Here is a 26,012-nt window from a genome sequence, read left to right on the forward strand (position 1 = left end):
CGCCGCATTGTGCCCGCCGCCGCTTAGATGAACCTTGGCCCGGCGTGCGGGATGGATTACCCAACGTATGCAGACGGCGGCATTTCGGCGCTCGCCGGCGACTATCGAAAGCAACCGCGATGACCGACCAGTTTGACTGGAATCTTGTTCGATCGTTTCTGGCCATCACGCGCAGCGGCAGCATGACGGCGGCGGCGAAGCGCATGAAAATCGACTATTCAACGCTCAGCCGCCGGATTGCCGCCCTTGAATCATCGCTGGGCTCCCAGCTTTTCGATCGGCGCACCAGCGGCTCGTCTCTCACCGAGGCCGGCGAACGGCTGCTGGAAATGGCCGAGCAGATGGACCAGCTCGCGACTTCCGCGGCTCAATCCATCGGCGATGCGAAACTTGAGGCCACCGGCGCAGTCCGGATCGGCACACCGGACGGCTTCGGAACGAAATTTCTGGCGCCGCGCCTCGGTCAACTCAGTGACAGGCACCCGGAACTCACCGTCGAACTCGTCGCGATGCCGCGTGAATTCAGCCTGTCCCGTCGCGAAGCCGATATCGCTGTCAGCCTGACACAGCCCAGTGAAGGACGGCTGCACTCCCGCAAACTGACGGATTACGAACTCGGTCTCTATGCATCGCCGAATTATCTGGCCAACCACCCTGCGATCAAGACCGCGGCCGACGTGCCGTCTCACCGGTTCATTTCATATATCGACGATCTGATTTACTCGCCCGAGCTGGAGTACACGCATTTCGTGTCACCCGAGCTGCGGCCTGCGATCAAAAGCTCGAACCTCATCGCGCAACTGAACTCCACCATCGCGGGCGCCGGCCTGTGCGTGCTGCCGTGTTTCATCGCGCGGGACGAGCCGCAACTCGTGCGCGTGCTTCCGGATTTTCGTTTGGTCAGGACATTCTGGCTGTTGCTGCACAGCGACTTGCGTAACATCGCGCGTGTGCGGGTCACGGCCGATTTCATTGCCGAGGAGGTCAGCCGATCTCACGCGGTGTTCATGCCGGCGAATGGACAGTAGTTCTCAGTATCCGCAGCCCGAATAACAACCGCCGGAGCCACCGGTAACGGGCGGCGGAGATTGATTCGTCTGAACGGAGTTGGTCTGATTTGATTGCGACTTGTTCTTTGCAACGGCGTTGCCACCGTCAAAGATCGAGAAGTAACCCAGCGGATCGGTCCCCGGCGGCTTCGCCGGATCGGTGACGATGGTTTTACCAAAGCCAAGACGGGCGGCCATCTGGTCAGTCGGTAAATCCGAAACGCCGCCGGTTTGCCCCTGCCCGCTCGTCAGCGCGGCTATGATTTTCTGAAGCAGGAAATCCGGAATCGGGAACGGCTCCGGAATCGGATCGTTCGGGCCGGATACCCATGTCATGTAGCCGGGCCTGACGATTACCGATCCAGTGTTGTTCTTGATGACGACCGAACCGACATGCCCGATGACGATCTCGCCGCGAGCCTGCGCCAGCTTCGGATCGGAGCCGGTAAAGCCTGGCGGGATCGGATAGACCACCGTCGCCACGCCACCCCGAATGCCGAGCGTCGCAACCGGCGTATTCACCGTCACGCCCGCCGTGTGGCTGATCTGACCACCGACAAAACGCATCACGCCCTTGCTGACGGTCGCCACCATTTTGCCGGTGCCGGCATTTGGATCGTAGACGTATTCGTCAATAACGATGTTGCTATTGCGGCCGACGTTCAATGTCGAGGTGTCGGGAAACATGATCTGCGTCGAACCTTGCGCCGACGTCTGCACCCGCTCCTTGTAGATGACGTTGGTGCCAATCGTGAGCGTGCGTGACGACGCGCCGGGCGGCGTACCCGTCGCTTCGAGATTGACAGCCCCGACGCGTCCTGAATTTTGCGCATCGGCATTCTGAATGAGCGCCGTGGTCGAAAGCCACGCGGTCAACAACGACGTGAAGTATGCGGGTTTGCGGAAAAACATTTGCTGCTACCTCAGAAACGGGCTGTCGGGCCGAACATCACGGAGAAGTTCTCGAGGCGATAATTGGGCAGTGACGACGTGGTCCGGTCGTACTGCACGGCGGTCGAAAGACCGAAGGTCTTCGTGATCGGCGCGTTGAAAAGCGCACCGACCGACCATTGTCCGTCGCTCCGCACCGTGAACGGATCGATAAATGGATTGGCCGCATCGAACCGGGTCTCGATACGCCGCACGAATGGCGCAACGCTCCAGTTGCGCGACATCCAATCGGCCGGCGGCGCGAATTCAAACGTCAACGCGGCTTCGATGGCCCACTGGTCGAACGACTGGAATGCGAATGCCGACTCGCCGCGCCGATAAAGGCCGCGCGTGTCGAGCTTGATCTGCTGAGAGATGACCGCGCTCGCGGAGATACCGGTCGTGAACCAATCGCCGGTATTGAAGCCGGACACCGGAATGACATCTCCGGTTTTGAACTCGGCGCGTCGGTACTCGAAATCCGGACCGAAGGAGAACCGGTCGTTCACCGGAAACTTCAGCGACACGCCCGCACCGACGGTGGAGAGATAGTTGGCTCCGGCCAGCCAGGTATTACCGCCAACGACATAGGGCTTGATGGTTGCGCCGGGCAAAAGCTCCGGAGCCAAAGCCAGCCGCGGGCCGAAGCTTGCCTCCACGGTGCCAACGTTGAGATCGGGCAGACGATCCTGCTGCGTCAGATAACCGACGGCGCGCGTTTCGAGAATGTCGCCGCGCTGGTTCTGAAGATCGTAATCGTGACTCACGCCAGCGAGACCAAACCAATTGACATCGCTTTTCTGACGCGCTGTCGGAAGCAGAGCCAGATCCTGGCCACCGAGGCGCAGAATTCCGCCGCCAGGCGCGAAGCTCGCGTTGCTCTGCGAACGGATGCCGGTTTGCACGAAACCGGAGAACCGGCTCGGCTGAAGCTGCTTCTCGGTGTCCGGCAGATAGGTCTCGACGCGCTGTTTGGTAACCGCGTCGATATCCGGGCTGGCGAGGGCTTCATTGAAATATCGCTTGGCCATCTCATAGGAGCCGAGCCGGAAATACAGCGCACCGAGCTCGTACTTCACGCGCGTCAGTTTGGGATTGTAAAACAGCAAACGTTCGAGCGCACCGATGGCGGCTTCGTAGTCTCCGCGTGATGTCGCGACCCTGACGAATTCGAATGTCACTTCGTGATTTTTCGGATTGCGGACCATCTGCTGGAACAACTGGTCCTGCTGCGCAGCGTCTTGCGCAAACGCAGCACCAGATGGCATCGACAGCATGACGGCGCATGCAATCATCAAGCCTCGGCGCGAAAGCTCCGATCGCAGCCCTCCAAAGGCGCGGTGCACGCAAAACAACATAACCAAAAAACCCCGTAGACTTTCAATCTCCGACAAAAAACACGGAAAACCTGCACAATCAACGGTATAACCGGGGCAGCGCGTGGCGGATTTGCTACAGCTGCCGAAAAAGGATTCCCGTTTTAACCAAGTCAGATCGCCGCGATCGTCATCAAGCCTGACGCTGCCGTACGCATTGGTACATGTGAGCGAGCCATCGGTTCACTTCGTTGAAGGCCATTCGGGCCGGAAAACGGGCGTCCGTCTCATGTTTGGCCAACAGCAAGGCCAGAAACGATCCCTCCGGGGGTGCCAGATTATGAGGCACACCGGCTCTTCGCCAGACCTCATCGTGAATCTGGAAAAAGCAAAAATCATTGCACTTTCGATTCAATTCACCTGCATATGCCGGGTCGAACAAGCTCGGCACCTCGAACCAGGAGAGAGGTCCCAGCGGTGCCCGGTTCCGGAAATCTCTGAATCCGTGCTTGCCGATCAGGGTCGTCAACAAGTCCGCGCCAGATCTCTCCCAATCCTCAAGGGAATCGCCGAGCGATTCCGCTGCAGCGATTGCATCCGCCAGGAGCGGATGGCCCGGCGGAAGTTTGAGCGCGCCCATAGGCACGCGATCAAAGATATCGGGACCAGCAAAGAAAACGTCCCCTTCAGGAAGATCCGGAGTCAGCAGCAAAACGTCCGGGTCGATCCACCATCCTCCAAGCTGATGGAGCAACGCATAGCGAAACAAATTCGCGTGGATTGCGACCGGACCGTTCTCCGACAGCGGACGCAGTATGCGTTCGCGTCCCATGATGAGATCGGCGCTTTTGATTTCGATCCAGTCCGGAAGACGCAGATCGGGGTTATAAGAAAAAACCTGCACGCGATGACCGCGCTCGACGAAGCTGCGCAGACACATCAACTGATATGGTCCCATGGTATCGCCGTGCCAGAACGTCCGGACGGTCTGGGGCTCACGTACAGTGACGTGTTGCCGGACAGGCGAAGGATTTTCGTCCGCCTCATTGATCAGGCGCATCCCCGGCTGCCAGCCGTTCACGTGTATCGACCGCGCGAGGTGATCGAGCGAGTCATAGCGAACTCTGTCGAGTCCGAGTTTCGTCTTCAGCTCTTCGATAACACGGTACTCGCGGACCCAGGCCTCGATTGCGTCGTATGACAAACGAGCCCGCGCGGAAACGTGAATGCCAAAACGCTTGAACAGCAGATCGAGATAACTGCCCTCCGGCGGCCCGTAATTTTTAGGGATACGGTATAATCGCCACGCTTCATTCCAGAGATGCGTGAAGTCGCTTTCGGCGAGACGCTGCGCAACGCTATCGCAAGCGGCGGGATTGAAGAACGAGAGCACGTCCGTATGAGGAATTTCGTAGGCCTTGGATTTGGGAAGGACCAGATGATCCAGCGCGTATTCCGCGATCAGGCGCGTGAACAGCGCGGGGCCTATCACAACGCGCGCCGCATCGGTCGTGGCCATTCCGGCTTGCGGCAAAAGACGCCACGCCTCGTCGATTGCGCCAGCCATGACCGGTGATCGTTCGGGAAACTTCATCACCGCGGCATTGACGGAATCCCATCGCTCATAGGCGACGTACGTCTTCGCCGCAGGAAGCTGCTGGCCCAGAAAAACAATATCCAGGTCCATGTACCAGCCGCCGAACTTGTAGACGGCGAGATACCGGAACAAATCGGAGTGCAACGCAAAGGACTTGTCGCCATTGGCGTGGCGAAACTGATGAACCGGGCCCGACAATATCTCGTCCGCATCGGCAAGCTCTACGCCGTCCGGAACAATCAGATCCTTCTCATAGGTATAAAGAATCACCCGAGCGCCGGATGCGACGACGCTTTTCAGCGAGAGCTGCTCGTAATAGCTCAGGACGGGGCCCGTCCAGAAAACCCTGACTTCCTGGCGTTGCGATGTCGGCGCTTGTGACGTCATAAGGAATGTCCGGAGTTTCCCGTTTGATCTTCACTTGTTATAGGCAATATTCCCAAACCACTATCCTTCACGCAAACCCCCCGGGAGCGTCATCCGTCATGAAGACGGTCCTTTTTACCTGGGAGTTGGGCGGCGGAATCGGCCATGTCACGAGCCTGAGCCGCTTTGCGGCGGTCCTCAAACGTCATGACGTCTGCCTGCTCGCCGCCGCGAGAAATCTGGAATCGGCGCGGATTCTTCGCGATGCCGGCGTGGAGACTTTCCAGGCCCCGCCGTGGCCCATCGAATTCCAGACGCAAGAGGAACGCGCGGCTCATTCGTCAGCGACAATGAACGATCTGCTGTCTGCCTTCGGCCTCAGAAATGAAGACGCGCTGCGGCCCATGCTTCTGCAATGGGATGAGATCCTCCAGACCGTCCGGCCGGATCTTGTCGTGGCGGATTACGCGCCCGCCTCCAGCCTGATGTCGCGTGGCCGTATCCCGCTGATGATCGTCGGAAACGGATACACATTGCCACCGTCGGAGATGAAGCGGTTTCCATTGATCCACCGCTCATATGCTCCGCGATGCGATGAAGATAAGACCCTATCGACTGTTAATCGCGCTTTGCGATCGATGGGGCGTTCACCGTTGGAGAGGCTTCCCCAGGTCTTCGAAGCGGATGCGCGGCTCGTTGAAACTTTCCCGCTGCTCGATCCCTATGACGCGCAACGGCTTGAGAGCGCGAACGGTCCGGTGTTCGGCAGCGCTCCCATCGCGCGTCAACAGGATGCTGACCGCGTTCTGGTTTATCTCTCGCGAGGCTATGCACTTCGCCCCGATATCGTCGGCGCGCTCCAGCCGTTCGCGCATTGGCTTGATATCCATGCGCCGGATTTGACGGCCGAACAATCGGCAGCGCTCAGCAGCGGGGGCGCTCAAATTCATCACCGTCCGCTGCCTCTACGCGAGACGCTGCCATCGACGCGCCTCGTTGTTCATCTCGGCGGAAGCGGGCTTGCTGCGGAAGCCCTCGCGGCGGGGGTCCCTCAGCTTGCGCTGGTGACCCACATCGAACAGCAGTTGAACGGAACCGCACTTGAGAACGCGGGCGTAGGGATGATGATCAAGGATTTCGATCCGAACTCGAAGGTCGAGCCCGAGACGATCGAGGCCCTCCTCGCCGACGACGTTATGGCAGAGCGGGCGATGCAGGTCGGCGAGCGGCATCGCGAGATGCTGCAAATGCTGAATCCTCTGGCCGCGTTCGAGACCGCCGCCCTGAAACTCCTGAACGCATAACAGACCTCCCTCTCGCGCTGCGGGCTCCACTTGCCCGGAGTGAAGAATATCGGCATAGTTAATCGATCAATTAACAAGAAGCCGATCAGGGAGAGACTGCCAATGGTTGCACCTTCGCGCGCCTTACCGGTGCCAACGCCCGAAACCCAACACTTCTGGGAAGGCACGCAGGCGAGCGAACTGCGCCTGCAACGCTGCGACGATTGCGCGAACGTCTATTTTCCACCCCGGCCGTTTTGCCCGTCATGTGCGTCGCGCAAGGTCAGCGTGTTCAAGGCCAGCGGCAAGGGCAAGCTCTACAGCTACGTTATCAACCACCGGCCCGCCGCGCCCGGCTTCACGCCGCCCTACGCCATCGCCGTGGTCGAACTCGACGAAGGCCCGCGGATGATGAGCAATATCCTCGACTGTCCGCAGACGCCCGAAGCGCTCGTGCTCGACATGAAGCTCGAGGTCGCCTTCGAGAAAGTCAGCGACAAGATCACCCTTCCTCAGTTCCGCCCGGCGAAGGGATAAGCACCATGCGCAGAAATCAGGTCGCCGTCGTCGGTGCGGCAGAAACCACCAAGCTCGGGGTCATTCCCGACGTATCGCAAATCCAGCTTCACGCCGACGCCGCGCTGAACGCGCTGGCGGATGCGGGTCTGAAGCTGTCGGACATCGACGGCATCGCCACCGCGGTCGAAACCCCGCAGCAACTTGCGCACTATCTTGGCATCACCCCGACCTGGGTGGACGGCACGTCGGTCGGCGGCTGTTCGTTCATGCTGCATGTTCGCCACGCCGCAGCGGCCATCGAGGCGGGCCTGTGCAAGACGGTACTCATCACCCACGCCGAAAGCGGCAAATCGATGATCGGCAAGCTGCCGCGTTCGATTCCCGCAGACAGCCTGCAAGGCCAGTTCGAGGCGCCCTTCGGCGTCTACGGCCCGCCCAGCATGTTTCCGATTCCCGTGCTGCGCTACATGAAGACCTATGGCATCACCCACGAACAGATCGCCATGGTGTCGGTTGTGCAGCGCGAGTGGGCCGCGAAGAATCCGCGCGCCATGATGAAAGACCCGATCACCGTTGAAGACGTGCTCAACTCGCGGATGATCGCATATCCGTTCAGGATTTTGCAATGCTGCCTCGTCACCGACGGCGGCGGCGCGCTGATCCTGACCAGCGCCGACCGCGCCAAGGATTTTCCGCAGAAGCCGGTCTATATTCTTGGCACCGGAGAAAGCGTCGAGACCCCGATGGTCAGCCAGATGGAAACCTTCAACTCATCCCGCGCGTTCAAGGTTGCGGGGCCGACGGCGTTCCGCGAGGCCGGCATCGTGCACAAGGACGTCGACCATCTGATGATCTACGATGCCTTCGCGCACCTGCCGCTGTTTGGCTTGGGTGATCTCGGTTTCATGCCGCATGAGGAGACCGGCAAATTCATCGCCGACCGCAATACCGCCATCGGCGGCAAGCTGCCGATGAACACCAATGGCGGCGGCCTCAGCTACATGCATTCCGGCATGTACGGAATGTACGCCCTGCAAGAGAGCGTGCGGCAGATGCGCGGCATCGCGCCGGCGCAGGTGCCAGGCGCGAAGATCTCGGTCTGCCATGGCGTCGGCGGCATGTTCGCCGCCAGCGGCACCATCATTTTCACCAACGAGCGCTGACAGCGAGAAACAGGAGCTAAATCATGTCGAACAAAAAATCGCTGGACGGCAAGGTCGTCATCGTCACCGGCGCAGGCCGCGGCATCGGCCGCGAGATTGCGCTGCTGGCCGCCGCCGAAGGCGCCAAAGTCGTGGTCAACGATCCCGGCGTCGCCGCCGACGGCTCGGGAACCAACGCAGCGCCCGCCGAGGAGGTCGTCGAGGAAATCAAGAAGCGCGGCGGCACGGCGGTCGCGAATTTCGAAACGGTAGCGGAGGCGATCCCCGCCAGCAAGATCATCAAGCAGGCGATCGATACTTATGGCCGCCTCGACGGCGTCGTGAACAACGCCGGTATCCTGCGCGACGCGATCTTCCATCGCATGAGCGTCGAGGCTTTCGAGTCGGTCATCAAGGTTCACCTGATGGGCTCGTTCTACACCTCGCACGCCGCCGCCCGTATTTTCCGCGAACAGGAAAGCGGCGCGTTCGTCCACTTCACATCGACCTCGGGCCTGATCGGAAATTTCGGCCAGGCGAACTACGCAGCGGCCAAGCTCGGCATCGTCGGGCTCTCCAAGTCCATCGCGCTCGACATGGAGCGCTTCAACGTGCGTTCGAATTGCGTGTCGCCGTTCGCGTGGAGCCGCCTGATCGGCACCATCCCGACCGAGACCGAGGAAGAGAAGGCGCGCGTCGCCCGTATGCAGCAGATGGGACCGGAGAAAATTTCGCCGCTCTCGGTGTTCCTGCTGAGCGACGCCGCCAAGGACGTGACCGGACAGATCTTCGCCGTCCGCATGAACGAGATTTTCCTGATGGGCCAGTCACGCCCGTTGCGCTCCATCCACCGCGCGGAAGGCTGGACGCCACAGACCATCGCCGAACACGGGATGCCGGCGCTAAAGTCGTCGTTCTACAAGCTCGACCGTTCGGCGGATATTTTCTCGTGGGACGCGATCTGAGACGCAACTACCGAAACAGGCTGCACGCCCTCTCCCCGCTTGTGGGGAGAGGTGAAAGAAACACTTCGCTGCTACTTGAACGCCCCATGCCGGCCGGCTCCGCTGGCGAAGCGCTTGGCTCCTTCAAGCGTTTCGCCGGAGGCGATGACATCAAGGCCGCCCTGCATCTCGTCGTTGATCGCGTCCTCTTCTTCGAGATCCCATTGACGCAGCGCCGAGCGCTTGTCGTTGCGCAGGCAGCCTTGCGGGAAGCGCGCCAGCTCTCCCGCCAATGCAATGGCGTGCGCTCGCGCCTCGCCTTTCGGCACGAGCCGGTTGGCGAGACCGATATCAAAGGCTTCCTTCGCATCGACAGCACGACCCGTGAGGATCAGATCCATCGCCCGTGAATGTCCGATCAAGCGCGGCAACCGAATGGTGCCGAGATCGATCAGCGGCACGCCGAAGCGGCGGCAGTAGACGCCGAAGGTCGCGCCCTCACCGACCACGCGCATGTCGGCCCACAGCGCAAGCTCCATGCCGCCAGCGACTGCATGGCCCTCGACTGCCGCGATCACGGGCTTGCTCAGGCGCAAGCGGCTCGGTCCCATCGGCGCGATGGTGTCGTGGCCGCCAAGCTCGCGCTTTTTCTCACGGTCGCCCAATGCGACGGCCTTCAGGTCTGCGCCTGCGCAGAACGCCCCGCCGGTCCCCGTGAACACCGCGACGGATGACTCCGGATCGGCGTCGAAGGCGCGGAAAGCGTCGAACAGGCGGCGCGCGGTAGCGCCATCGACCGCGTTCTTGCGCTCCGGACGATTGATGGAAACGATGGTGACGGGCCCCTCGCGCTCGACGAGGATCGTGTCGGTGTCGGTCATCGTTTCCTCCCGTTGTTTGATTGTCAGCCGCTGTTGCGCAGTCCTGCCGAGATGCCGTTGATCGTGAGCTGGATGCCGCGCAGCACCTGCTCGTCGGGGCTTTGTGCGCGGTGCGCTTGAAGCAGTTCGACCTGAACGTGATTGAGTGGGTCGAGATACGGAAACCTGTTACGGATCGAGCGTTCCAGTAACGGATTGCCCTCGAGCAGCCGGTCATGACCCATGATGGTCAGCAGCATCTCGATGGAGTTATGCCATTCCGCGCGAATGCGGCCGAAGATCGCGACGCGCAGTTTTTCATCCGGCACCAGATCCGCGTAACGCGAGGCGATGGCGATGCTGCTTTTGGACAGAACCATGTCCATGTTGGACAGCAGCGTCTGGAAGAAGGGCCACTCGCGATACAGCTCCTGCAGGAACGCGATGCCCTTGTCCGGATGTTGCTTGACCCAGGTATCGACGGCGCTGCCGAAACCATACCAGCCGGGCAGCATCAGCCGGCACTGCGCCCAGCTGAACACCCAGGGAATCGCGCGCAGATCCTCGATCTTCCGCGTCTTGGTACGCGAGGCGGGACGGCTGCCGATATTCAGCGTCGAGATTTCCGAGATCACGGTGGAAGCCCAGAAATAGTCCTCGAAACCGTCCGTCTCGTAGACAAGGTTGCGATAGGCCGCGTATGCGAGATTGGATAGCTCCTCCATCGCTGCAATGTATTCATCGCGCGGCGCAGAATGCTTCGGCTGCAACAGGCTCGCCTCCAGCGTTGCCGCTGCAAGAATTTCCAGATTATGACGGCCGACATCCGCGTTGGAGTATTTGCTGGAAATGATTTCGCCCTGCTCGGTGATGCGGATTTGCCCGTCTACCGCGCCGCCGGGCTGCGCCAGAATGGCGTCGTAGCTTGGCCCGCCGCCGCGGCCGACCGAGCCGCCGCGCCCGTGAAACAAACGCAAGCGAATGCCATGATGCGCGAACACTTCAACGAGGCTGATCTCGGCCTTGTATAATTCCCAGCCCGAGGTGACGAAACCACCGTCCTTGTTGCTGTCCGAATAGCCGAGCATGACCTCCTGAAGACCGCCGCGGCTGTCGACAAGGCGGCGATATTCCGGCAGCGCGAACAGGCTATCCATGATTTGCGCGCACTGGCGAAGATCGTCGATGGTCTCGAACAGCGGAACGATATTGAGGCGGCTGGTGCCGTCCGGCGCGACAAGCCCCGCCTCTTTCAGCAGCACCGCGATCTCCAGCAGATCCGAAACGCCCTCGGTCATCGAGATAATGCACTGGGGGATCACGGCTTCGCCCAGGATGCCATGCGCTTCGGCCGCGGCGCGCAGCACGCCAAGTTCCTTGATCGTCTCTTCACCGTAGGCAACGAACGGCGACGCCAGCGGCCGCGCGGTGTTCAATTCACGCGACAACAGCGCGATGCGCTTGTCTTCCGGCAAATCCTTGTAGTTCGTGCCGGGCGCCGCCGCCTCGAACAATTCCGAGATGGTCCGCTCATGGACGGCGGAATTCTGCCGCATGTCGAGGGCCGCGAGATGAAATCCAAAGCAGTCCACCGCACGGCGCAGATGCCGCAGCCGTCCCCGTGCGATCACCAGCGAATTGTTGGCGACGAGCGACGCGTGCAGCACATCGAGATCGCGCGCCAGTTCATCTGGCCCCGCATACGGGGCTGCATTCCCGACCGGCGGGCGACTGGTCTCGATGTTCAGCTTCAGCGCCGTGGCGGCAAGCCGCGCGTAAATGCCGGAGACCGCCAGCCGATACGGCTCGCCGCTCCGGTGCGGCGACGGGTCCGGCGACTGCTGCGCCAGCGCGCGCAATTCGGGCGAAACATCGGCGAGATGCGCCGCGAGCGACAGCTCCGCGCCGAGTTCATGCAGTTCGGCAAGATAGAAGCGCAGGATGCGTGTCGAGTGCATCCGAAGGGCGCCGCGCATTACCTCTGCGGTAACGAATGGATTGCCGTCGCGGTCGCCGCCAATCCAGCTTCCCATCTTCAAGAAGGTCGCAAGTTCCGGCGCGTCCTGCGCCTCAGCGGCCTTGCCGCCCTGCTCCGCGAGCCGGTCCTCCAACGCGCAATGCAGCCGTGGCACTTCACGCAGGAACGTATAATCGTAGAACGAGAGGCCGTTGGCGACCTCGTCAAGCACCGTGAGTTTTGTCCGGCGCAGCAGGTTGGTCTGCCAGAGCGTCACCACCGCGCGGCGCAATTGCTCGTCGCTGGCGGCAATTTCATCGGCGGTCATCTGCGTGCGCTCGCGGATATCGAGCACGGACGCGATTTCCATTTCGCGGTCGATCGTGCTCTTGCGGCGCACCTCGGTCGGGTGCGCAGTCAGCACCGGCGAGACCTGCGCCTTGGCGAAGAACGCGCGCAACGCGTCCGCATCGATACCCGCGTCATGTGCGCGGTTGAGCGCAGATTCCAGCGTTCCAGCGCGCGGCGACGTGCCTGCCATGTCCTGCGCGCGGCGCTGGCGGATGTTGTTATGGTCTTCGGCGATATTCGCCAGGTGCGAGAAGTAACTGAACGCGCGAACGATGCGGACGGTCTCCGCGATCGACATGCCGTCCAGAATGGCTTCGAGTTCGCGGCGCGCCGGCTTGTCGTCGTCGCGATGGAATCGGATCGAGGTCTGCCGGATGCGCTCGACCAGATCGAAAACGTCCGCCCCTTCCTGATCGCGCACGGTATCGCCGAGAATGCGCCCGAGCTGCCGGATGTCCGCCCGGAGCTGCGCATCGGCGTCGGACGACGGGGCATCGCCCTCCCGAAGCCTGTTGTCAGGGTTTCTGGTTGAAGACGCCTCTGGCGACATGGGATATCCGCTTGCGCGAGAAATGACCGGCATTCTCAAGTCGCAATTTTTGCACGCGGACGCAAGCGTGGACGGGCCTAAATCTTGCGTCCCGCCCGCTCCCAATACGGATCGCGCAGCCGCCGCTTGAAGATCTTGCCGGAATCCTCGCGCGGCAGGCTGGCCTGAATTTCGATGTGTTTGGGCACCTTGTAGCTGGCCAGCATGCCTTTGAGTTGTTCGCGGATCTCCGTCACATCAAGCGCCGCGCCCGGCTGCGGCTCGACCACCGCCATCAACGCCTCGCCGAACTCTTCGTCGGGAATGCCAAACACCGCGCAGTCATGAATTCCGGAAATACCGTGCAGCACGGCTTCGATCTCCGCCGGATAGATATTGACGCCACCCGAGATCACCATGTCGCGCTTGCGGTCGCAGATGAAGACATAGCCATCGGCGTCGATGTAACCGACATCGCCACTGGTGATGAAGCCATCGCGGTCGATCTCGGCGCGCTTCTCGGGCCGGTTGTGATAGGTGAAATCGGGGTAGGCAGGGAGGCGCGAATAAATCTCGCCGATCTCGCCCTGCGGCAGAATGCGGCCGTCATCGCCAAGGAACCGCAGTTCAGCGGTGGGAGAAATCTTTCCCACCGTACCGGGTTTCTTCAAGGCATCCTCGGAAGTCGCGAACGTCACCGCGCCGGATTCGGTGCTGCCGTAGAATTCATAGATCACCGGACCGAACCATTCGATCATGGCACGCTTCACCTCCGCCGGACATGGCGCGGCGGCATGGATCACGTGGCGCAGTGAGGAGACGTCGTAGGACCTGCGAACCTGTTCGGGCAGTTTCAGCAGCCGCGTGAACATGGTCGGAACCATGAAGACGTTGTCGATCTTCTGCTCGTCGATGATCCGCAGAAATTCCTCGGCCTCGAAACGCGGCATCAGGATCGTCACATCGCCGAGCCGCCCGGCACGCAGGCCGAACGCATTCGGCGCGGAGTGATACAGTGGACCCGGCAGCAGCGCGCGAACGCCGGGCTTCAATCCGTAGATCAACGCACGCATGGCTTCGACGGATGCCGCTTGCTCCGGCGTCGGGGCAAATCGCTTGACGCCCTTGGGATGTCCCGTGGTGCCCGACGTGTAGATCATGTTCTGCGGCTGCGGCAGTGTCGGGCCGTCATAGGGCGTTTGCTTCGCAAGCCAGGCATCGAAATCGAGCGCTCCGCGCGGGGCCGCGCACAGCGCAGGGCCGATCCGATAGGTCGTGACGATTTCCGGCGGCGGCGGCACGCTGAGCAGTGTAATGGCTTCAGAAACGACTCCGTGAAGCCCGTGCAGCAGGTCGGCGTGGCCGATCAGTACACGCGCGCCGGAATCGCTCATGACATAAGCGATCTCATCGGCCTTGAAATGCCAATTGATCGGCACGGCGTAAGCCCCGAGCGTCATTACCGCGTAGGCGGCCTCGAGGAACGCGATATCGTTGCGCATCAGGATGCCTACGCTGTCGCCCTGCCTGACGCCGAGCGCCGCGAGACCTCCCGCGATCAGCCGCGATCGTTCGTTGATTTCATCCCGGCTTTTGCGGCGATCGCCACTGATGATGCCGGTTGCGAGCGCCGTTGCGGAGACTGTCATGACAACCGCCGCTCAGTTCGAACCGTCTACAAATCGGGGGGCGCGTTTTTCGATGTTCGCGCGCACCGCCTCAGTCTGGTTCGGTTTTCCCATCACCTTCATCTGCTCGACCGATTCCGCGAGCAGCGCCGGGCCGGGATCGCCGCCGAGATTGTTGAGCATCCGCTTGATGCCGCGGATCGCGTCCGGGTTCTTGCCCGCGATCTCGCGTGCGGCAGCCAAAGCCTCGGCGCGCGGGTCATCACATACCCGCGTCGCGAGGCCATAGCTCATCGCCTCCTGCGCCGAGAAAATCCGTCCGGTGAATGCAAGGTCGCGCAGAATGTCGTCGCGCACGAGACGTGCGAGGATTGGCGTGCCCGCCATATCCGGCACCAGACCCCATTTGATTTCCGTCACCGACATACGCGTGTCGGGCGCAAGGAAGCGCATGTCCGCGCCGAGCGCCAACTGGAAGCCGCCGCCGAACGCCACGCCGTGTACGGCTGCAATCACCGGCACCGGCAATTGCCGCCAGCCCCAGACCGCCTGCTGCGAGTGATTGGCGAGGCCGTGCGTGCGCTTCGCAAGATCGCGCAGGTCGCTGGTGCCTTCACCCATCGCGGCAAAGCGCCCCATGTCGAGGCCGGCGCAGAACGCGCGCCCCTCACCGGACAGGACGACCGCGCGCAGGCCCTTCTCGTCCTTGAGCCGCGCTGCCGTGTCCACCAGTGCATTGAACATGGGCGCATCCAGCGCGTTCATCTTGTCCACGCGGACCAGACGGACGTCGGCCACGCGCTCCGACATCGAAACCGTAATGCGATCGTTGGCGGCGGACATGGCGTTCTCCCGGTTGTTTCGTTTCTTGCTCTTTACACGATTAGATCATGCTGTTTTAATTAATCAACTAACTAATCGACAAAAGTCATTCAGAGGAGGATTGCACCATGTTCACAGATCGTCTTCTTGCGGGCCGCAAGATTCTGGTGACCGGCGGCGGCACCGGCCTCGGCAAGGCAATGGCCGCGAAGTTTCTCAGCCTCGGCGCGGAGATTCACATCTGCGGCCGCCGCAAGGGCGTCTGCGAAGAGACCGCCGCCGAACTCATGAAGACCCATGGCGGCAAGGTCACGGCGCATGGCGTGGACATCCGCGATGCAGCCGCCGTCGACGCGATGATCGAGAGCGCATTCAAGGACGGCCCCCTCACCGATCTCATCAACAACGCCGCCGGAAATTTCATTTCGCGCACGCAGGATTTGACGCCGCGCGGTTTCGACGCCGTCGCCAATATCGTGATGCACGGCACGTTCTATGTCACTCATGCGGTCGGCAAGCGCTGGATCGCCGGCGGCGATCGCGGCAACGTCGTGTCCATCGTGGTGACTTGGGTGCGCAACGGCAGCCCCTATGTGGTGCCGTCCGCGATGAGCAAGTCCGCGATCCACGCCATGACCATGTCGCTTGCGACCGAATGGGGCCGTTACGGCATCCGCCTCAACGCCATCGCGCCGGGAGAAATTCCGACCGAGGGCATGAGCAAGCGGATCAAGCCCGGCGACGAAGCCGGCGCGCGCACCATCGCCATGAATCCGATGGGCCGCGTCGGGCAGATGAGCGAACTGGAAAATCTCGCGACATTCCTGATTTCCGGTGGCTGCGACTGGATTAACGGCGAGACCATCGCGATGGACGGCGCGCAGGCGCTCGCGTCCGGCGGCAATTTCTACCAGTTGCGCGACTGGAAGGACGCCGACTGGACCGCGGCGCGCGATGCCATCATGGCGCAAAACGAAAAGGACAAGGCGAAACGGGGATAACCCTCACCGAATCCACTCAATCAAAAAACAAGCAGGGAGAACGAAATGCGTCTGAATAGTTCGCTATGCATGGCTGTTGCAGCAGGATTTCTGATGGCCGCGACCGGCAGCGCTGTCGCCCAGAAGAAGTACGACACCGGCGCAACCGACACCGAAATCAAGATCGGCAACATCATTCCCTACAGCGGACCCGCTTCGGCGTATGGCGTCGTCGGCAAGGCGATGGAAGGCTACTTCAGGAAAATCAACGATGAAGGCGGCATTAATGGCCGCAAGGTCAATTTCATTTCCTATGACGACGCCTACAGCCCGCCGAAATCCGTCGAGCAGACACGCAAGCTGGTCGAGAGCGATGAGGTGTTGCTGGTGTTCGGCGCGCTCGGCACACCGTCCAATTCGGCGATCCAGAAATACATGAACGCCAAGAAAGTGCCGCACCTGTTTCTCGCGACCGGCGCCACGAAGTGGAATGACCCGAAGGGCTTCCCGTGGACAATGGGCTGGCTGCCGAGCTACCAGAGCGAAGGCCGCATCTATGCGAAGTATCTCCTGAAGGAGAAACCCGATGCGAAAATCGCCGTGCTCTACCAGAATGACGATTTCGGCAAGGACTACCTCAAGGGCATTCAGGACGGTCTTGGCGCCAAGAAATCCATGATCGTGATCGAGGAGAGCTACGAGCTTTCCGAGCCGACCATCGACTCGCATATCGTCAAGATCAAATCCCTGAACCCCGACGTCCTCGTCATCTTCACCACACCGAAGTTCGGCGCCCAGACTGTCAAGAAGGTCGGCGAACTCGGCTGGAAGCCGACGCTGATCATCAGCAACGTCAGTGCATCGACGGCCACCGTCATGAAGCCCGCGGGATTTGATAACGCACAGGGCGTTATTTCGGCGGCCTACGCCAAGGACACTTCCGATCCGCAGTGGAACGACGATCCCGGCATGAAGGACTACAAGGCTTTCTTGGCCAAATACGTTCCCGAAGCCAACGTCGCGGATAGTTCGGCCGTCACCGGCTACAACATGGCGCAGACCATGGTCCAGGTGCTGAAACAGTGCGGCGACAACCTGACCCGCGAGAACGTCATGAAGCAGGCCGCCAGCATCAAGGACCTGCAACAAGGCGGGCTTTTGCCCGGCATCAAGATCAACACCAGCGCGACGGATTTCTCGCCCATCGAGCAGTTGCAGCTCATGCGGTTCAAGGGCGAGCGCTGGGAGCTGTTCGGAAGCGTGCTTGATGGTGAAGCCGGCGGCGAACGCTGACCCCTGACCCAGCGAGGCGGAAAGTTGTAATTTCGCCTCGCCATTACCTCGCCTCCCGCTATATTGGCCGCCAACGAAAACCAATAAACGGGAGGCGATTTCGTGACATCCAGTGTGGAGCTTGTGCGGGCAACGGCCTGCGAGAACGTCGAGCGGCTGCGACGCGGAGACATTACCCCGCATGACCTGCTCGATGCACTGGAATCGCGAATCAAGGAGGTCGACGGCCAGGTCAACGCGCTGCCGACTCTCTGCTTCGACCGCGCCCGGGCCCATGCCGACCGGCTGATGAAAAAGCCCGTAAACGAGCGCGGCCTGCTCGCCGGTATGCCGGTGCCGATCAAGGATCTGACCGATGTCTCCGGTGTGCTGACCACGCAAGGCTCGCCGATCTTCAAGGACGCGATTGCGACCAAATCGAACATCGTGGTCGAAAATCTCGAGACCAACGGCGCGGTGATCTACGCCAAATCCAACACGCCGGAGTTCGGCGCGGGCGCTCAAACTTTCAACGAGGTGTTCGGCGCGACGCTCAATCCGTGGAATCTGTCGCGCTCCGCATCCGGTTCATCCGGCGGCGCTGCGGCCGCGCTGGCGAGCGGCACGGCATGGCTCGCTCATGGCACGGATGTCGGAGGGTCGCTGCGCAATCCCGCGAGCTTCTGCGGCGTGGTTGGAATGCGCCCCAGCATCGGCAGGGTCGCGCATTCGCAGGCCGCGAAGGTCGACCGCACGCTCAGCGCCGACGGCCCGATGGCGCGCAACGTCGAAGACCTCGCGCTGATGCTGGATGCGATGTCCGGCGAGCATCCGGGCGATGCGCTGTCGCTGCCTCGTCTGCCGACATCGTTTCTCACGGCCGCCCGTTCCGGCGCAAAACCGAAGCGCATCGCCTATTCCGCCGACCTTGGAATCTCTCCGGTCGATCCGGAAGTCGCCGAGATCACCCGCAAGGCCGCGCAGCGATTTGCCGAGGCCGGCGTCATCGTCGAAGAAGCCCATCCGGATTTTCGCGAGTCGGTCGAATGCGCCCATGTGCTGCGGGCGTATGATTATGTGCTCACCAAGGGCAAGCTGCTGAAACAACATCGCGATCAGCTCAAGCCGGAAGTAATCTGGAACATCGAACAGGGCCTCAAACTGACGCTGGCCGACATCGAGCGCGCCGAAGCCCAGCGCGTCACGCTGATGAACCGCGCTCTCGCCTTCTTCGAGACCTACGATCTGCTGTTGTGCCCGACCACCATCGTGGCGCCCTTCCCGGTCGAGCAGCGCTATCTCGCCGAATGCAACGGCGTGAAGTTCGACAATTATGTCGGCTGGCTCGCCATCGTTTCCGCCATCACCGTCGCCTGCTGTCCGGGGTTGTCCATTCCCTGCGGCTTCACCCGCGAAGGCCTGCCTGTCGGGCTGCAGATCGTAGCCCCACCGCGTGGCGAAGGCCGGGCGCTTGCGGGCGGCAAATTGCTGGAAACCATTCTCGGGCTTGGGGCTATTACCCCGATCGATCCTCGCCTTGGGAAGTAAACTTGCAATCGGCAGTTTCGCGTGAAAGATACCTCACCCGACAACCAGGGACGATAAATGGCCGCGCCAAAACCTCCTGCGTTCGACACGCTCAGCCTTCATGCGGGCCAGCATCCAGACCCCGTGACAGGCTCGCGCGCGGTTCCGATTCACCAGACGACGTCCTACGTGTTTCAGGATGCCGATCACGCCGCGGCGCTGTTCAATCTGGAGCGCGCCGGTCACATCTACACGCGCATATCAAATCCGACGACGGCGGTGCTGGAAGAACGTCTGGCGGCGCTGGAAAACGGCGTCGGCGCGGTCTGCACCGCGAGCGGCATGGCCGCGCTGCATCTGGCGATCGCGACGCTGTGTGACGCCGGGGATCATATCGTCGCCTCGGCCTCGCTTTACGGCGGCAGCATCAACATCCTGACCCACACGCTGCCGCGGTTCGGGATCACCACCACCTTCGTCAAGCCGCGCGACCTCGATGGCATCCGCGCCGCGATCAAACCGAACACCAAGCTCGTGATCGGCGAAACCATCGGCAATCCCGGCCTCGAAGTGCTGGATATTCCAGTCGTTGCGAAGATCGCGCATGACGCCGGCATTCCGCTGCTGATCGACAATACGTTTGCGACGCCCTATCTCGCACGTCCGATCGAGATGGGTGCCGACATCGTCATGAACTCGATCACCAAATGGATCGGCGGCCACGGCATTGCTATTGGCGGCGTCATTGTCGATGGCGGACATTTCGACTGGGAGAAGTCCGGCAAGTTTCCGACGCTGACCACGCCCTATGCCGGCTATCACGGCATCGTCTTCGCCGAAGAGTTCGGGCCGCAGGCATTCATCATGCGCGCCCGCGCTGAGGGCCTGCGCGATTTCGGCGCGTGCATCTCGCCGACCAACGCATTCCAGATTTTGCAGGGCGTCGAGACCCTGCATGTGCGCATGCAGCGCCACGTCGAGAATGCATCCGCCGTTCTGGCCTTCCTCGCCGCGAACAAGGCCGTCGAGTGGGTGCTGCATCCTTCGCTCGACAATCACCCCGATCACGAACTGGCAAAAAAGCTGCTGCCGCGCGGCGCGGGCTCCATCATCACTTTTGGCATCAAGGGTGGACGCGACGCCGGGCGCAAGTTCATCGAAGCACTCAAGCTCGTGAGCCATGTCGCCAATGTCGGTGACGCCAAGACGCTGGTCATCCATCCTGCCTCGACCACGCATCAGCAGATGAACGCCGAACAATTGAAGATCGCAGGCATCGGCGAGGAACTGATCCGGTTGTCTATCGGCATCGAAGCCGCCGACGACATCATCGGCGACCTCGGCCAGGCGCTCCGCTTTTCTCAGAAGGCTTGAGACATGATCCTGACTGTGGACGGCGTTGAGACCTTTGCGACGACAGGCGGCAAGCCGCTCGATCCGAAATTGCCGCTGGTGGTGTTTCTGCACGGAGCAGGTTTCGATCACTCGATGTGGGCGCTGTTCAGCCGATGGTTCTCCCATCATGGCTACAGCGTGCTCGCGGTGGACCTGCCGGGACATGGAAAATCGAAGGGCAATCTGATTTCATCGATCCCCGGCATGGCGGACTGGACTGTCCGCCTTATCGAAGCAGCCGGCGCAAAGAAAGCGGGGCTTGTCGGACATTCGATGGGCTCGCTGATTGCGCTCGATGCCGCCGCGCGGCATCCGGACAAGGTCTCCGCATTGTCACTGATCGGCGTCGGCGGCGCGATGCCGGTGTCTCCCGATCTGCTCAATGCGGCGAAGGACAACAATCATGACGCCATCGACATGGTGTCGATCTGGGGCTTCGGTTTCGCCGCGGGCCTCGGCGGCTCGCAGGCGCCGGGCCTGTGGATGATGGGCGGTGGACAGCGCGTGCTGGAGCGCGACGCGCCGGGCGTGCTGTTCAACGATCTTGCGGCCTGCAACGACTACAAGGATGCGCTGACCGCTGCCGCGAAGGTGACCGCGCCGACGACGCTCATCCTCGGCGAGCGTGACATGATGACACCGCTGAAATCGGGCAAGCAACTCGCCGCTGCGATTGCTGGTTCAAGGCAAGTGGTGCTGCCCGGCGCGGGACACATGTTGACGGCCGAACGGCCCGATGATGTGCTCGCGGCGCTGGTCACATCGCACACACAAAAACAACCGGCCTAGAAGATCGGCCCGGCGCGCCGGTAGCTCAAGGAAACAGCCCGCGCACCGTCTTGGCCGCGCGGACCTTCTCGACGCCGATCGCCATCGCCGCCGTCCGGTGCGACACCTTGTCCTGCCTGGCGCGCGCCACCATCTGTTCGAACGCGCGATCGAGAATCCGGTATTCGCGCTGCGTGACTTCTTCCTCTTCCCAGAACAACTGCTGCAAGTCCTGCACCCATTCGAAGTAGCTGACCACCACGCCGCCAGAATTGCACAAAATGTCGGGGATCACGAAAATCTCATCCTCCCGCTGCTCAAGCACGAGATCGGCGTCCGGCGTGGTCGGCCCGTTCGCCCCTTCCGCCAGCACGCGGCAACGGAGTTGCGCAGCCACCTCCGCATCGATCACCCGTTCGGTCGCAGCCGGCACCAGCACGTCGCACGGTAAAGTCAGCATCGCCTTGGGATCGCATTGCAGCTCACTGGAAAACCCGGCGATGCTGCCGTGCTTCCCGACATGCGCCGCCAGTGCTGCTACATCGAGTCCCTTCTTGTCGTGAATAGCACCGGTGTGATCGCTGACGGCGATTGTCTTGACTCCGAACTGCGCCAGTTCAAGTGCGGTGTATGAACCGACATTGCCGAAGCCCTGGATCACCGCGGTCGCCTCGCCGAAATTGATCGACTTCAGGCTGAGGACGCGCCGCGCGAGATAGGCAACGCCTCGTCCCGTCGCCTCGCGCCGGCCGAGCGTACCGCCGGTCGCGACAGGTTTCCCGGTGACGATTTCAGTCACCGTCTTGCCCTGGTACATGGAATACGTGTCCATGAACCATGCCATTACCTGCTCGTTGGTGCCCATATCCGGCGCCATCACATCCGTGTGCGGACCGACGAACGGAATCATCTCCTGCATGTAGCGCCGCGACAGACCCTCGAGCTCGGTGCGCGACAACGCCGACGGATCAACGTTGATGCCGCCCTTGGCGCCGCCATAAGGCAACCCGACCAGCGCGCATTTCCAGCTCATCCAGATCGCCAGCGCCGCCACCTCGCCGAGATCGACACTCGTTGCAAAGCGCGTGCCGCCCTTGGTCGGTCCCATTGTGAGATGATGCTGAACCCGATAGCCTTCAAATACCGCAATGGTGCCGTCGTCACGGTGGATCGGACAGGACACTGTCACTGACCGCTTCGGCATCAAAAGCCGCGCGCGCTCGTCGTGCGGGATCGACAGATGATCGGCGATCACGCCGAACTGCTTCGCCGCCATGTCAAAGACCGGACCGCTATACACTGTCACAGCATCTATCCTCGTTCGCACATTGATCGCATGTCATTGTGTTAATAAAACGGACGCTGCGCCGGAGACCGCCGCTTAGAAATTTTTCCGACTGCCGGTGCATTACATTCCGAGATAGATCCGCCGCACTTCGGGATTGGCCTTGATGTCAGAGGCTGGGCCGCTCATCACCACCTTGCCGGTTTGCAGCACATAGGCGCGGTCGGAAATCTCCAGACTTTCCGACAGCCGTTGCTCGACCAGCAGGATCGTCACGCCGTTGTCGCGGATCTGCTGAATGGCTGCAAAAATTTCATCCACAAGCTTGGGCATGATGCCCTGCGACGGCTCATCCAGCATCAGGAGGCGCGGCCGGGTCATCAGCGCGCGTGCAATCGCCAGCATCTGCTGTTCGCCGCCGGACAACGTCGCCGCGCGCTGGTTGAGACGCTCTTCCAGACGCGGAAACAGCTTGAACACGAATTCCAGCGGAGCGTCGCGATCCGGCGTGCCGCGGTGCAGATAACTGCCGAGCCGCAGATTGTCGGCGACGCTGAGACGAGGAAACAGGCGCTTGTTTTCCGGCACGAAGGCCAGTCCGCGCCCGGTGATCAGATGCGCCGGAATGGTGTCGATTCGTTCGCCGCCGAAGCTGACCGATCCGGATTTTGCCTTCTCCATGCCGGAGATGGATTTCAGCAGCGTCGATTTTCCCGCGCCGTTAGCGCCGGCGACAGTAACGATCTCGCCGGAATCGACCTGAATCGAAATATCGGAAATCGCGATCAATCCGCGATAGGCCGTGGTGAGGTTGGCGACATCAAGCAGCACGGTGACGATCCCCCAGATAGGCGGTGATCACCTTGTCGTCCCGCACGACCTCCTTCGGCAGTCCCTCCGCCAGCACCTTGCCAAGATGCAGCACCACGGCGCGGTCGACCAGCGGCATCACCACTTCCATGACGTGCTCGACCATCACCACGGTGACGCCGGTCTCCCTCACCTTGCGGATCAGATCGACGCCCGCCGCCGCTTCGCTCGGCGTAAGGCCCGTCAGCACCTCATCGAGCAGCAGCAGCTTCGGCTCGGTCGCCAGCGCTCGCGCCACTTCGAGGCGGCGCTTCTGCGGCGGCGTGAGATCCGCGGCCGACGAATCGGCATGAGACGCAAGCCCGACATATTCGAGAACATCGAGCGCCTTGGCGCGGGCCTGCAACACGCCGGGATAGCGCACGAACGCGCCGACGGTGACATTCTCGACCACCGACATGGAATCGAACGAACGCGGCACCTGATAGGTCCGCGCGATGCCGAGCTGACAGCGCTTCGCGGCCGGCAGCGGCGTAATGTCCTGGCCGTCGAATTCGATGACGCCGAACGACACCGGAAACGCGCCCGCGATCAGATTGAACAGCGTCGATTTGCCTGCGCCGTTCGGACCTATCAGCCCGAGAATTTCGCCGCGCTTGACATCGAGATCGATGGAATCGTTCGCCACCAGTCCGTCGAAACGACGGGTCACGCTGCGGCAACTGATGATCGGCTTGTCGGTCATGTCGTGGTCCCGCGCGCTGTCGGCGGCTTGATGATGCTGAGAATGCCTTCGGGGCGCGTCAATGAGACGATCATGATGAGACCGCCATAGATGACGAGATCAAGACCCGACCCGGCGCCGCCCAGATACGAGCGCGTCAATTCGGCCAGCGGAATCAGGATCAGCGCGCCGATCGCCGGTCCCCACAGCGAGCCGACACCGCCCAATACGGCAGGCAGCGCCATCAGCAGCGAAAAGCGGAAGTGCATCACGCTGTCAGGGTCGATGTAGGACACGAAGGCCGCGTAGAAGCCGCCGCCGACCGCGGTGAAGAAGGCGGAGATCGCCGCCGCCGCCATCTTGGAATGGAAGATCGTGACGCCGAGGCTTTCGGCGGCTTCGGAATTGTCCTTCACCGCGCGCCACCAATAGCCCCACTTCGATTCGACGATGGAGAACGTGACGAGCCAAGTGACGGCGAACAGACCGAGCGCGAAGTAAAAGTAAGGCGCCTTATCGCGGGCGAACTGCAAGGTCCACCATGAGTCCGGCGTGAACGGCCACTGAATGCCGAGCGCCGCCCCGGCGTAATCCCAGTTGTGAAACAGCAACAAGCCGATTTCTGCGATGACAATGGTCGCAATCGAAAAGTAATGTCCCTTGAGCCGGAAACACGGATAGCCAAGCGCCAGCGCGATGGCGGCTGCGATGATGCCGCCCGCGAGCAGACCGCCCCACGGGGTGATGCCGAACTTCACATAAAGAATGCTGGTGGCGTAAGCGCCAAGCCCGAAATACAGCGCGTGCCCCAGCGACACCTGCCCGCAATAGCCGCCGAGCAGATTCCAGCTCTGCGACAGCGCCGCGAACAGCAGCGTCAGGATCAGCACGTTCATCAGGTAGACGTCGGACACCATCCGCGGCACCAGCGCGATCGCCGCGAAGACCACGAACGCAATGACAAGCTGCCTCCTGCGGCCGGAAACGAACGACGTCATCGATGAGACCGCTGCGCTCTCCGCCATCACAACCTCCCGAACAGGCCGCTCGGCCTGACGAACAGCACCAGCAGATAGAGTGAATACACCCCGACGGATTTCAGCGACGCCGGCAGGATCAGCGTGGTCAGCGCCTCCACCAGTCCGACGATCACGCCGGCGACCAGCGCGCCGAAGATGCTGCCGAAGCCGCCGAGCGCCACGGTGACATAGGCTATCAGCGCGAAGGTGCCGCCGACCTGCGGATGGATGTAATAGAAGATCGCGAGCACTGCGCCCGCGATGCCGACCAGCGCCGCGCCAAGTCCCCAGCCGAGCGCGAACACGCGGTTGCGGTCGATGCCGACCAGGGCCACCGCGCCCTGGTCTTCGCGTGTCGCTTCAAGCGCCTTGCCGAAGTCCGTGCGCGTGATCAGCCAGTAGAGACCCGCGAACACCGCCAACGAGACCGCGCCGCCGAAAATCTGCGGCCACGGCAGGAACACCCCGCCCAGGTTGAGCGTCTTGCCGCCGAGCCATGTGTTGGCGATGTTGCGATAATCCGGCGTGAAGAAATACTGCGCGAGGCCCTGGATCAAGAGCGCAAGGCCGAAGGTCGCGAAGATCTGCACCATGCCGGGATTGGCCTTGGCGCGCATCGCGTAACGGATGATGCCCGCATAGACCGAAACGCCGAGCACGAACATCAGCGCCACAACGAGCGGCGCCAGCACGACGGGATCGAGCGCGGTCATGAACACCAACCCGAAGGTCGCGTACATCGCGAGCATCAGGAACTCGCCATGGGCGAAGTTCACCACGTCCATCAGACCGAAGATCAGCGACAGGCCGACCGCGATCAGCGCATAGATCAACCCCATCAAGAGGCCGCTTGCGATCACCTGAAGAAAGGCCTGTGTTGTCACCGGGAACAATCCATCCAGATAAACGGCCGCACGGCGGCGGTGCCGTCAGACATTG

General features: G+C 61.6%; 21 protein-coding genes and 1 pseudogene. 10 read left to right on the plus strand and 12 right to left on the minus strand.

The features are described 5' to 3' along the window. Positions 1 to 119: 119 nt before the first annotated feature. Positions 120 to 1,028, plus strand: a complete 909-nt coding sequence (locus AC07UB_RS06455) for a LysR family transcriptional regulator (RefSeq protein WP_492793248.1) — start codon at positions 120 to 122, stop codon at positions 1,026 to 1,028. Positions 1,029 to 1,031: 3 nt separating this feature from the next. On the opposite strand, the gene AC07UB_RS06460 is transcribed toward AC07UB_RS06455, so the two are convergent. The 3 genes from AC07UB_RS06460 to AC07UB_RS06470 all read right to left on the minus strand — a co-directional run bounded on the left by AC07UB_RS06460 (position 1,032) and on the right by AC07UB_RS06470 (position 5,162). Then, positions 1,032 to 1,961, minus strand: a complete 930-nt coding sequence (locus tag AC07UB_RS06460) for a FecR family protein (protein WP_492793071.1) — start codon at positions 1,959 to 1,961, stop codon at positions 1,032 to 1,034. Between the two features lie 11 nt (positions 1,962 to 1,972). Next, the gene (locus tag AC07UB_RS06465; protein WP_492793072.1) at positions 1,973 to 3,274 is read right to left on the minus strand and encodes a tetratricopeptide repeat protein; all 1,302 of its coding nucleotides are present in this window, start codon (positions 3,272 to 3,274) and stop codon (positions 1,973 to 1,975) included. A gap of 214 nt (positions 3,275 to 3,488) precedes the next feature. Further along, positions 3,489 to 5,162 carry a glycosyltransferase gene (locus AC07UB_RS06470; protein WP_494655260.1) on the minus strand — a complete coding sequence of 558 codons (1,674 nt, stop codon included), beginning with the start codon at positions 5,160 to 5,162 and terminating at the stop codon, positions 3,489 to 3,491. A gap of 215 nt (positions 5,163 to 5,377) precedes the next feature. On the opposite strand from AC07UB_RS06470, the gene AC07UB_RS06475 reads away from it, so the two are divergent. From AC07UB_RS06475 to AC07UB_RS06490, 4 genes are all read left to right on the plus strand, one after another. Then, on the plus strand, positions 5,378 to 6,562 hold the full coding sequence (locus tag AC07UB_RS06475; protein WP_492793074.1) for a nucleotide disphospho-sugar-binding domain-containing protein: 1,185 nt from the start codon (positions 5,378 to 5,380) through the stop codon (positions 6,560 to 6,562). Between the two features lie 102 nt (positions 6,563 to 6,664). Further along, positions 6,665 to 7,078: a Zn-ribbon domain-containing OB-fold protein gene (locus tag AC07UB_RS06480; protein ID WP_494651661.1), complete on the plus strand. Its 414-nt coding sequence runs from the start codon at positions 6,665 to 6,667 to the stop codon at positions 7,076 to 7,078. A gap of 5 nt (positions 7,079 to 7,083) precedes the next feature. Next, positions 7,084 to 8,223 carry a thiolase C-terminal domain-containing protein gene (locus AC07UB_RS06485; protein ID WP_494651660.1) on the plus strand — a complete coding sequence of 380 codons (1,140 nt, stop codon included), beginning with the start codon at positions 7,084 to 7,086 and terminating at the stop codon, positions 8,221 to 8,223. 23 nt (positions 8,224 to 8,246) lie between these two features. Further along, positions 8,247 to 9,167 carry an SDR family NAD(P)-dependent oxidoreductase gene (locus tag AC07UB_RS06490; RefSeq protein WP_492793077.1) on the plus strand — a complete coding sequence of 307 codons (921 nt, stop codon included), beginning with the start codon at positions 8,247 to 8,249 and terminating at the stop codon, positions 9,165 to 9,167. A 71-nt stretch (positions 9,168 to 9,238) separates the two neighbouring features. On the opposite strand, the gene AC07UB_RS06495 is transcribed toward AC07UB_RS06490, so the two are convergent. The 4 genes and pseudogenes from AC07UB_RS06495 to AC07UB_RS06510 all read right to left on the minus strand — a co-directional run bounded on the left by AC07UB_RS06495 (position 9,239) and on the right by AC07UB_RS06510 (position 15,314). Beyond that, positions 9,239 to 10,027: a crotonase/enoyl-CoA hydratase family protein gene (locus AC07UB_RS06495; RefSeq protein ID WP_494651659.1), complete on the minus strand. Its 789-nt coding sequence runs from the start codon at positions 10,025 to 10,027 to the stop codon at positions 9,239 to 9,241. A 23-nt stretch (positions 10,028 to 10,050) separates the two neighbouring features. After that, positions 10,051 to 12,789 (minus strand): annotated as a pseudogene (gene ppc, locus AC07UB_RS06500) (phosphoenolpyruvate carboxylase); the annotation flags it as partial. Between the two features lie 152 nt (positions 12,790 to 12,941). Beyond that, positions 12,942 to 14,492 carry an acyl-CoA synthetase gene (locus AC07UB_RS06505; RefSeq protein WP_494651657.1) on the minus strand — a complete coding sequence of 517 codons (1,551 nt, stop codon included), beginning with the start codon at positions 14,490 to 14,492 and terminating at the stop codon, positions 12,942 to 12,944. Between the two features lie 12 nt (positions 14,493 to 14,504). Beyond that, a complete protein-coding gene (locus tag AC07UB_RS06510; RefSeq protein ID WP_494651656.1) occupies positions 14,505 to 15,314 on the minus strand; it encodes a crotonase/enoyl-CoA hydratase family protein in 810 nt (269 codons plus the stop codon). A 107-nt stretch (positions 15,315 to 15,421) separates the two neighbouring features. Here AC07UB_RS06510 and AC07UB_RS06515 point away from each other — a divergent pair, with 107 nt between their 5' ends. The 5 genes from AC07UB_RS06515 (at position 15,422) to AC07UB_RS06535 (ending at position 21,256) form a co-directional block, all read left to right on the plus strand. Continuing rightward, positions 15,422 to 16,294, plus strand: a complete 873-nt coding sequence (locus AC07UB_RS06515; protein WP_494651655.1) for an SDR family oxidoreductase — start codon at positions 15,422 to 15,424, stop codon at positions 16,292 to 16,294. 45 nt (positions 16,295 to 16,339) lie between these two features. Then, positions 16,340 to 17,566: an ABC transporter substrate-binding protein gene (locus AC07UB_RS06520; RefSeq protein ID WP_492793083.1), complete on the plus strand. Its 1,227-nt coding sequence runs from the start codon at positions 16,340 to 16,342 to the stop codon at positions 17,564 to 17,566. 102 nt (positions 17,567 to 17,668) lie between these two features. Beyond that, on the plus strand, positions 17,669 to 19,093 hold the full coding sequence (locus AC07UB_RS06525; protein ID WP_492793084.1) for an amidase: 1,425 nt from the start codon (positions 17,669 to 17,671) through the stop codon (positions 19,091 to 19,093). Positions 19,094 to 19,150: 57 nt separating this feature from the next. Next, a complete protein-coding gene (locus tag AC07UB_RS06530) occupies positions 19,151 to 20,446 on the plus strand; it encodes an O-acetylhomoserine aminocarboxypropyltransferase (RefSeq protein WP_492793085.1) in 1,296 nt (431 codons plus the stop codon). Positions 20,447 to 20,449: 3 nt separating this feature from the next. Then, entirely contained in the window at positions 20,450 to 21,256 is an 807-nt protein-coding gene (locus AC07UB_RS06535; protein WP_492793086.1) for an alpha/beta fold hydrolase, read from the plus strand. A gap of 25 nt (positions 21,257 to 21,281) precedes the next feature. Here AC07UB_RS06535 and AC07UB_RS06540 read toward each other — a convergent pair whose 3' ends face one another. The 5 genes from AC07UB_RS06540 to AC07UB_RS06560 all read right to left on the minus strand — a co-directional run bounded on the left by AC07UB_RS06540 (position 21,282) and on the right by AC07UB_RS06560 (position 25,957). Continuing rightward, positions 21,282 to 22,541, minus strand: a complete 1,260-nt coding sequence (locus AC07UB_RS06540; RefSeq protein WP_494651652.1) for a Glu/Leu/Phe/Val family dehydrogenase — start codon at positions 22,539 to 22,541, stop codon at positions 21,282 to 21,284. Positions 22,542 to 22,643: 102 nt separating this feature from the next. Continuing rightward, positions 22,644 to 23,351 (minus strand): ABC transporter ATP-binding protein, encoded by a 708-nt coding sequence (locus AC07UB_RS06545; RefSeq protein WP_492793088.1) that lies wholly within the window; start codon positions 23,349 to 23,351, stop codon positions 22,644 to 22,646. Then, positions 23,341 to 24,075 (minus strand): ABC transporter ATP-binding protein, encoded by a 735-nt coding sequence (locus tag AC07UB_RS06550; RefSeq protein WP_492793089.1) that lies wholly within the window; start codon positions 24,073 to 24,075, stop codon positions 23,341 to 23,343. The genes AC07UB_RS06545 and AC07UB_RS06550 overlap by 11 nt, the downstream gene beginning before the upstream one ends. Next, a complete protein-coding gene (locus tag AC07UB_RS06555; protein ID WP_492793090.1) occupies positions 24,072 to 25,079 on the minus strand; it encodes a branched-chain amino acid ABC transporter permease in 1,008 nt (335 codons plus the stop codon). Before AC07UB_RS06555 ends, AC07UB_RS06550 begins: the two co-directional genes overlap by 4 nt. Further along, complete coding sequence (locus AC07UB_RS06560) at positions 25,079 to 25,957, minus strand: branched-chain amino acid ABC transporter permease (RefSeq protein WP_492793091.1); 879 nt, start codon at positions 25,955 to 25,957, stop codon at positions 25,079 to 25,081. Before AC07UB_RS06560 ends, AC07UB_RS06555 begins: the two co-directional genes overlap by 1 nt. Positions 25,958 to 26,012 lie beyond the last annotated feature (55 nt).

This window comes from Afipia sp. GW821-FHT04G03, assembly GCF_059419985.1.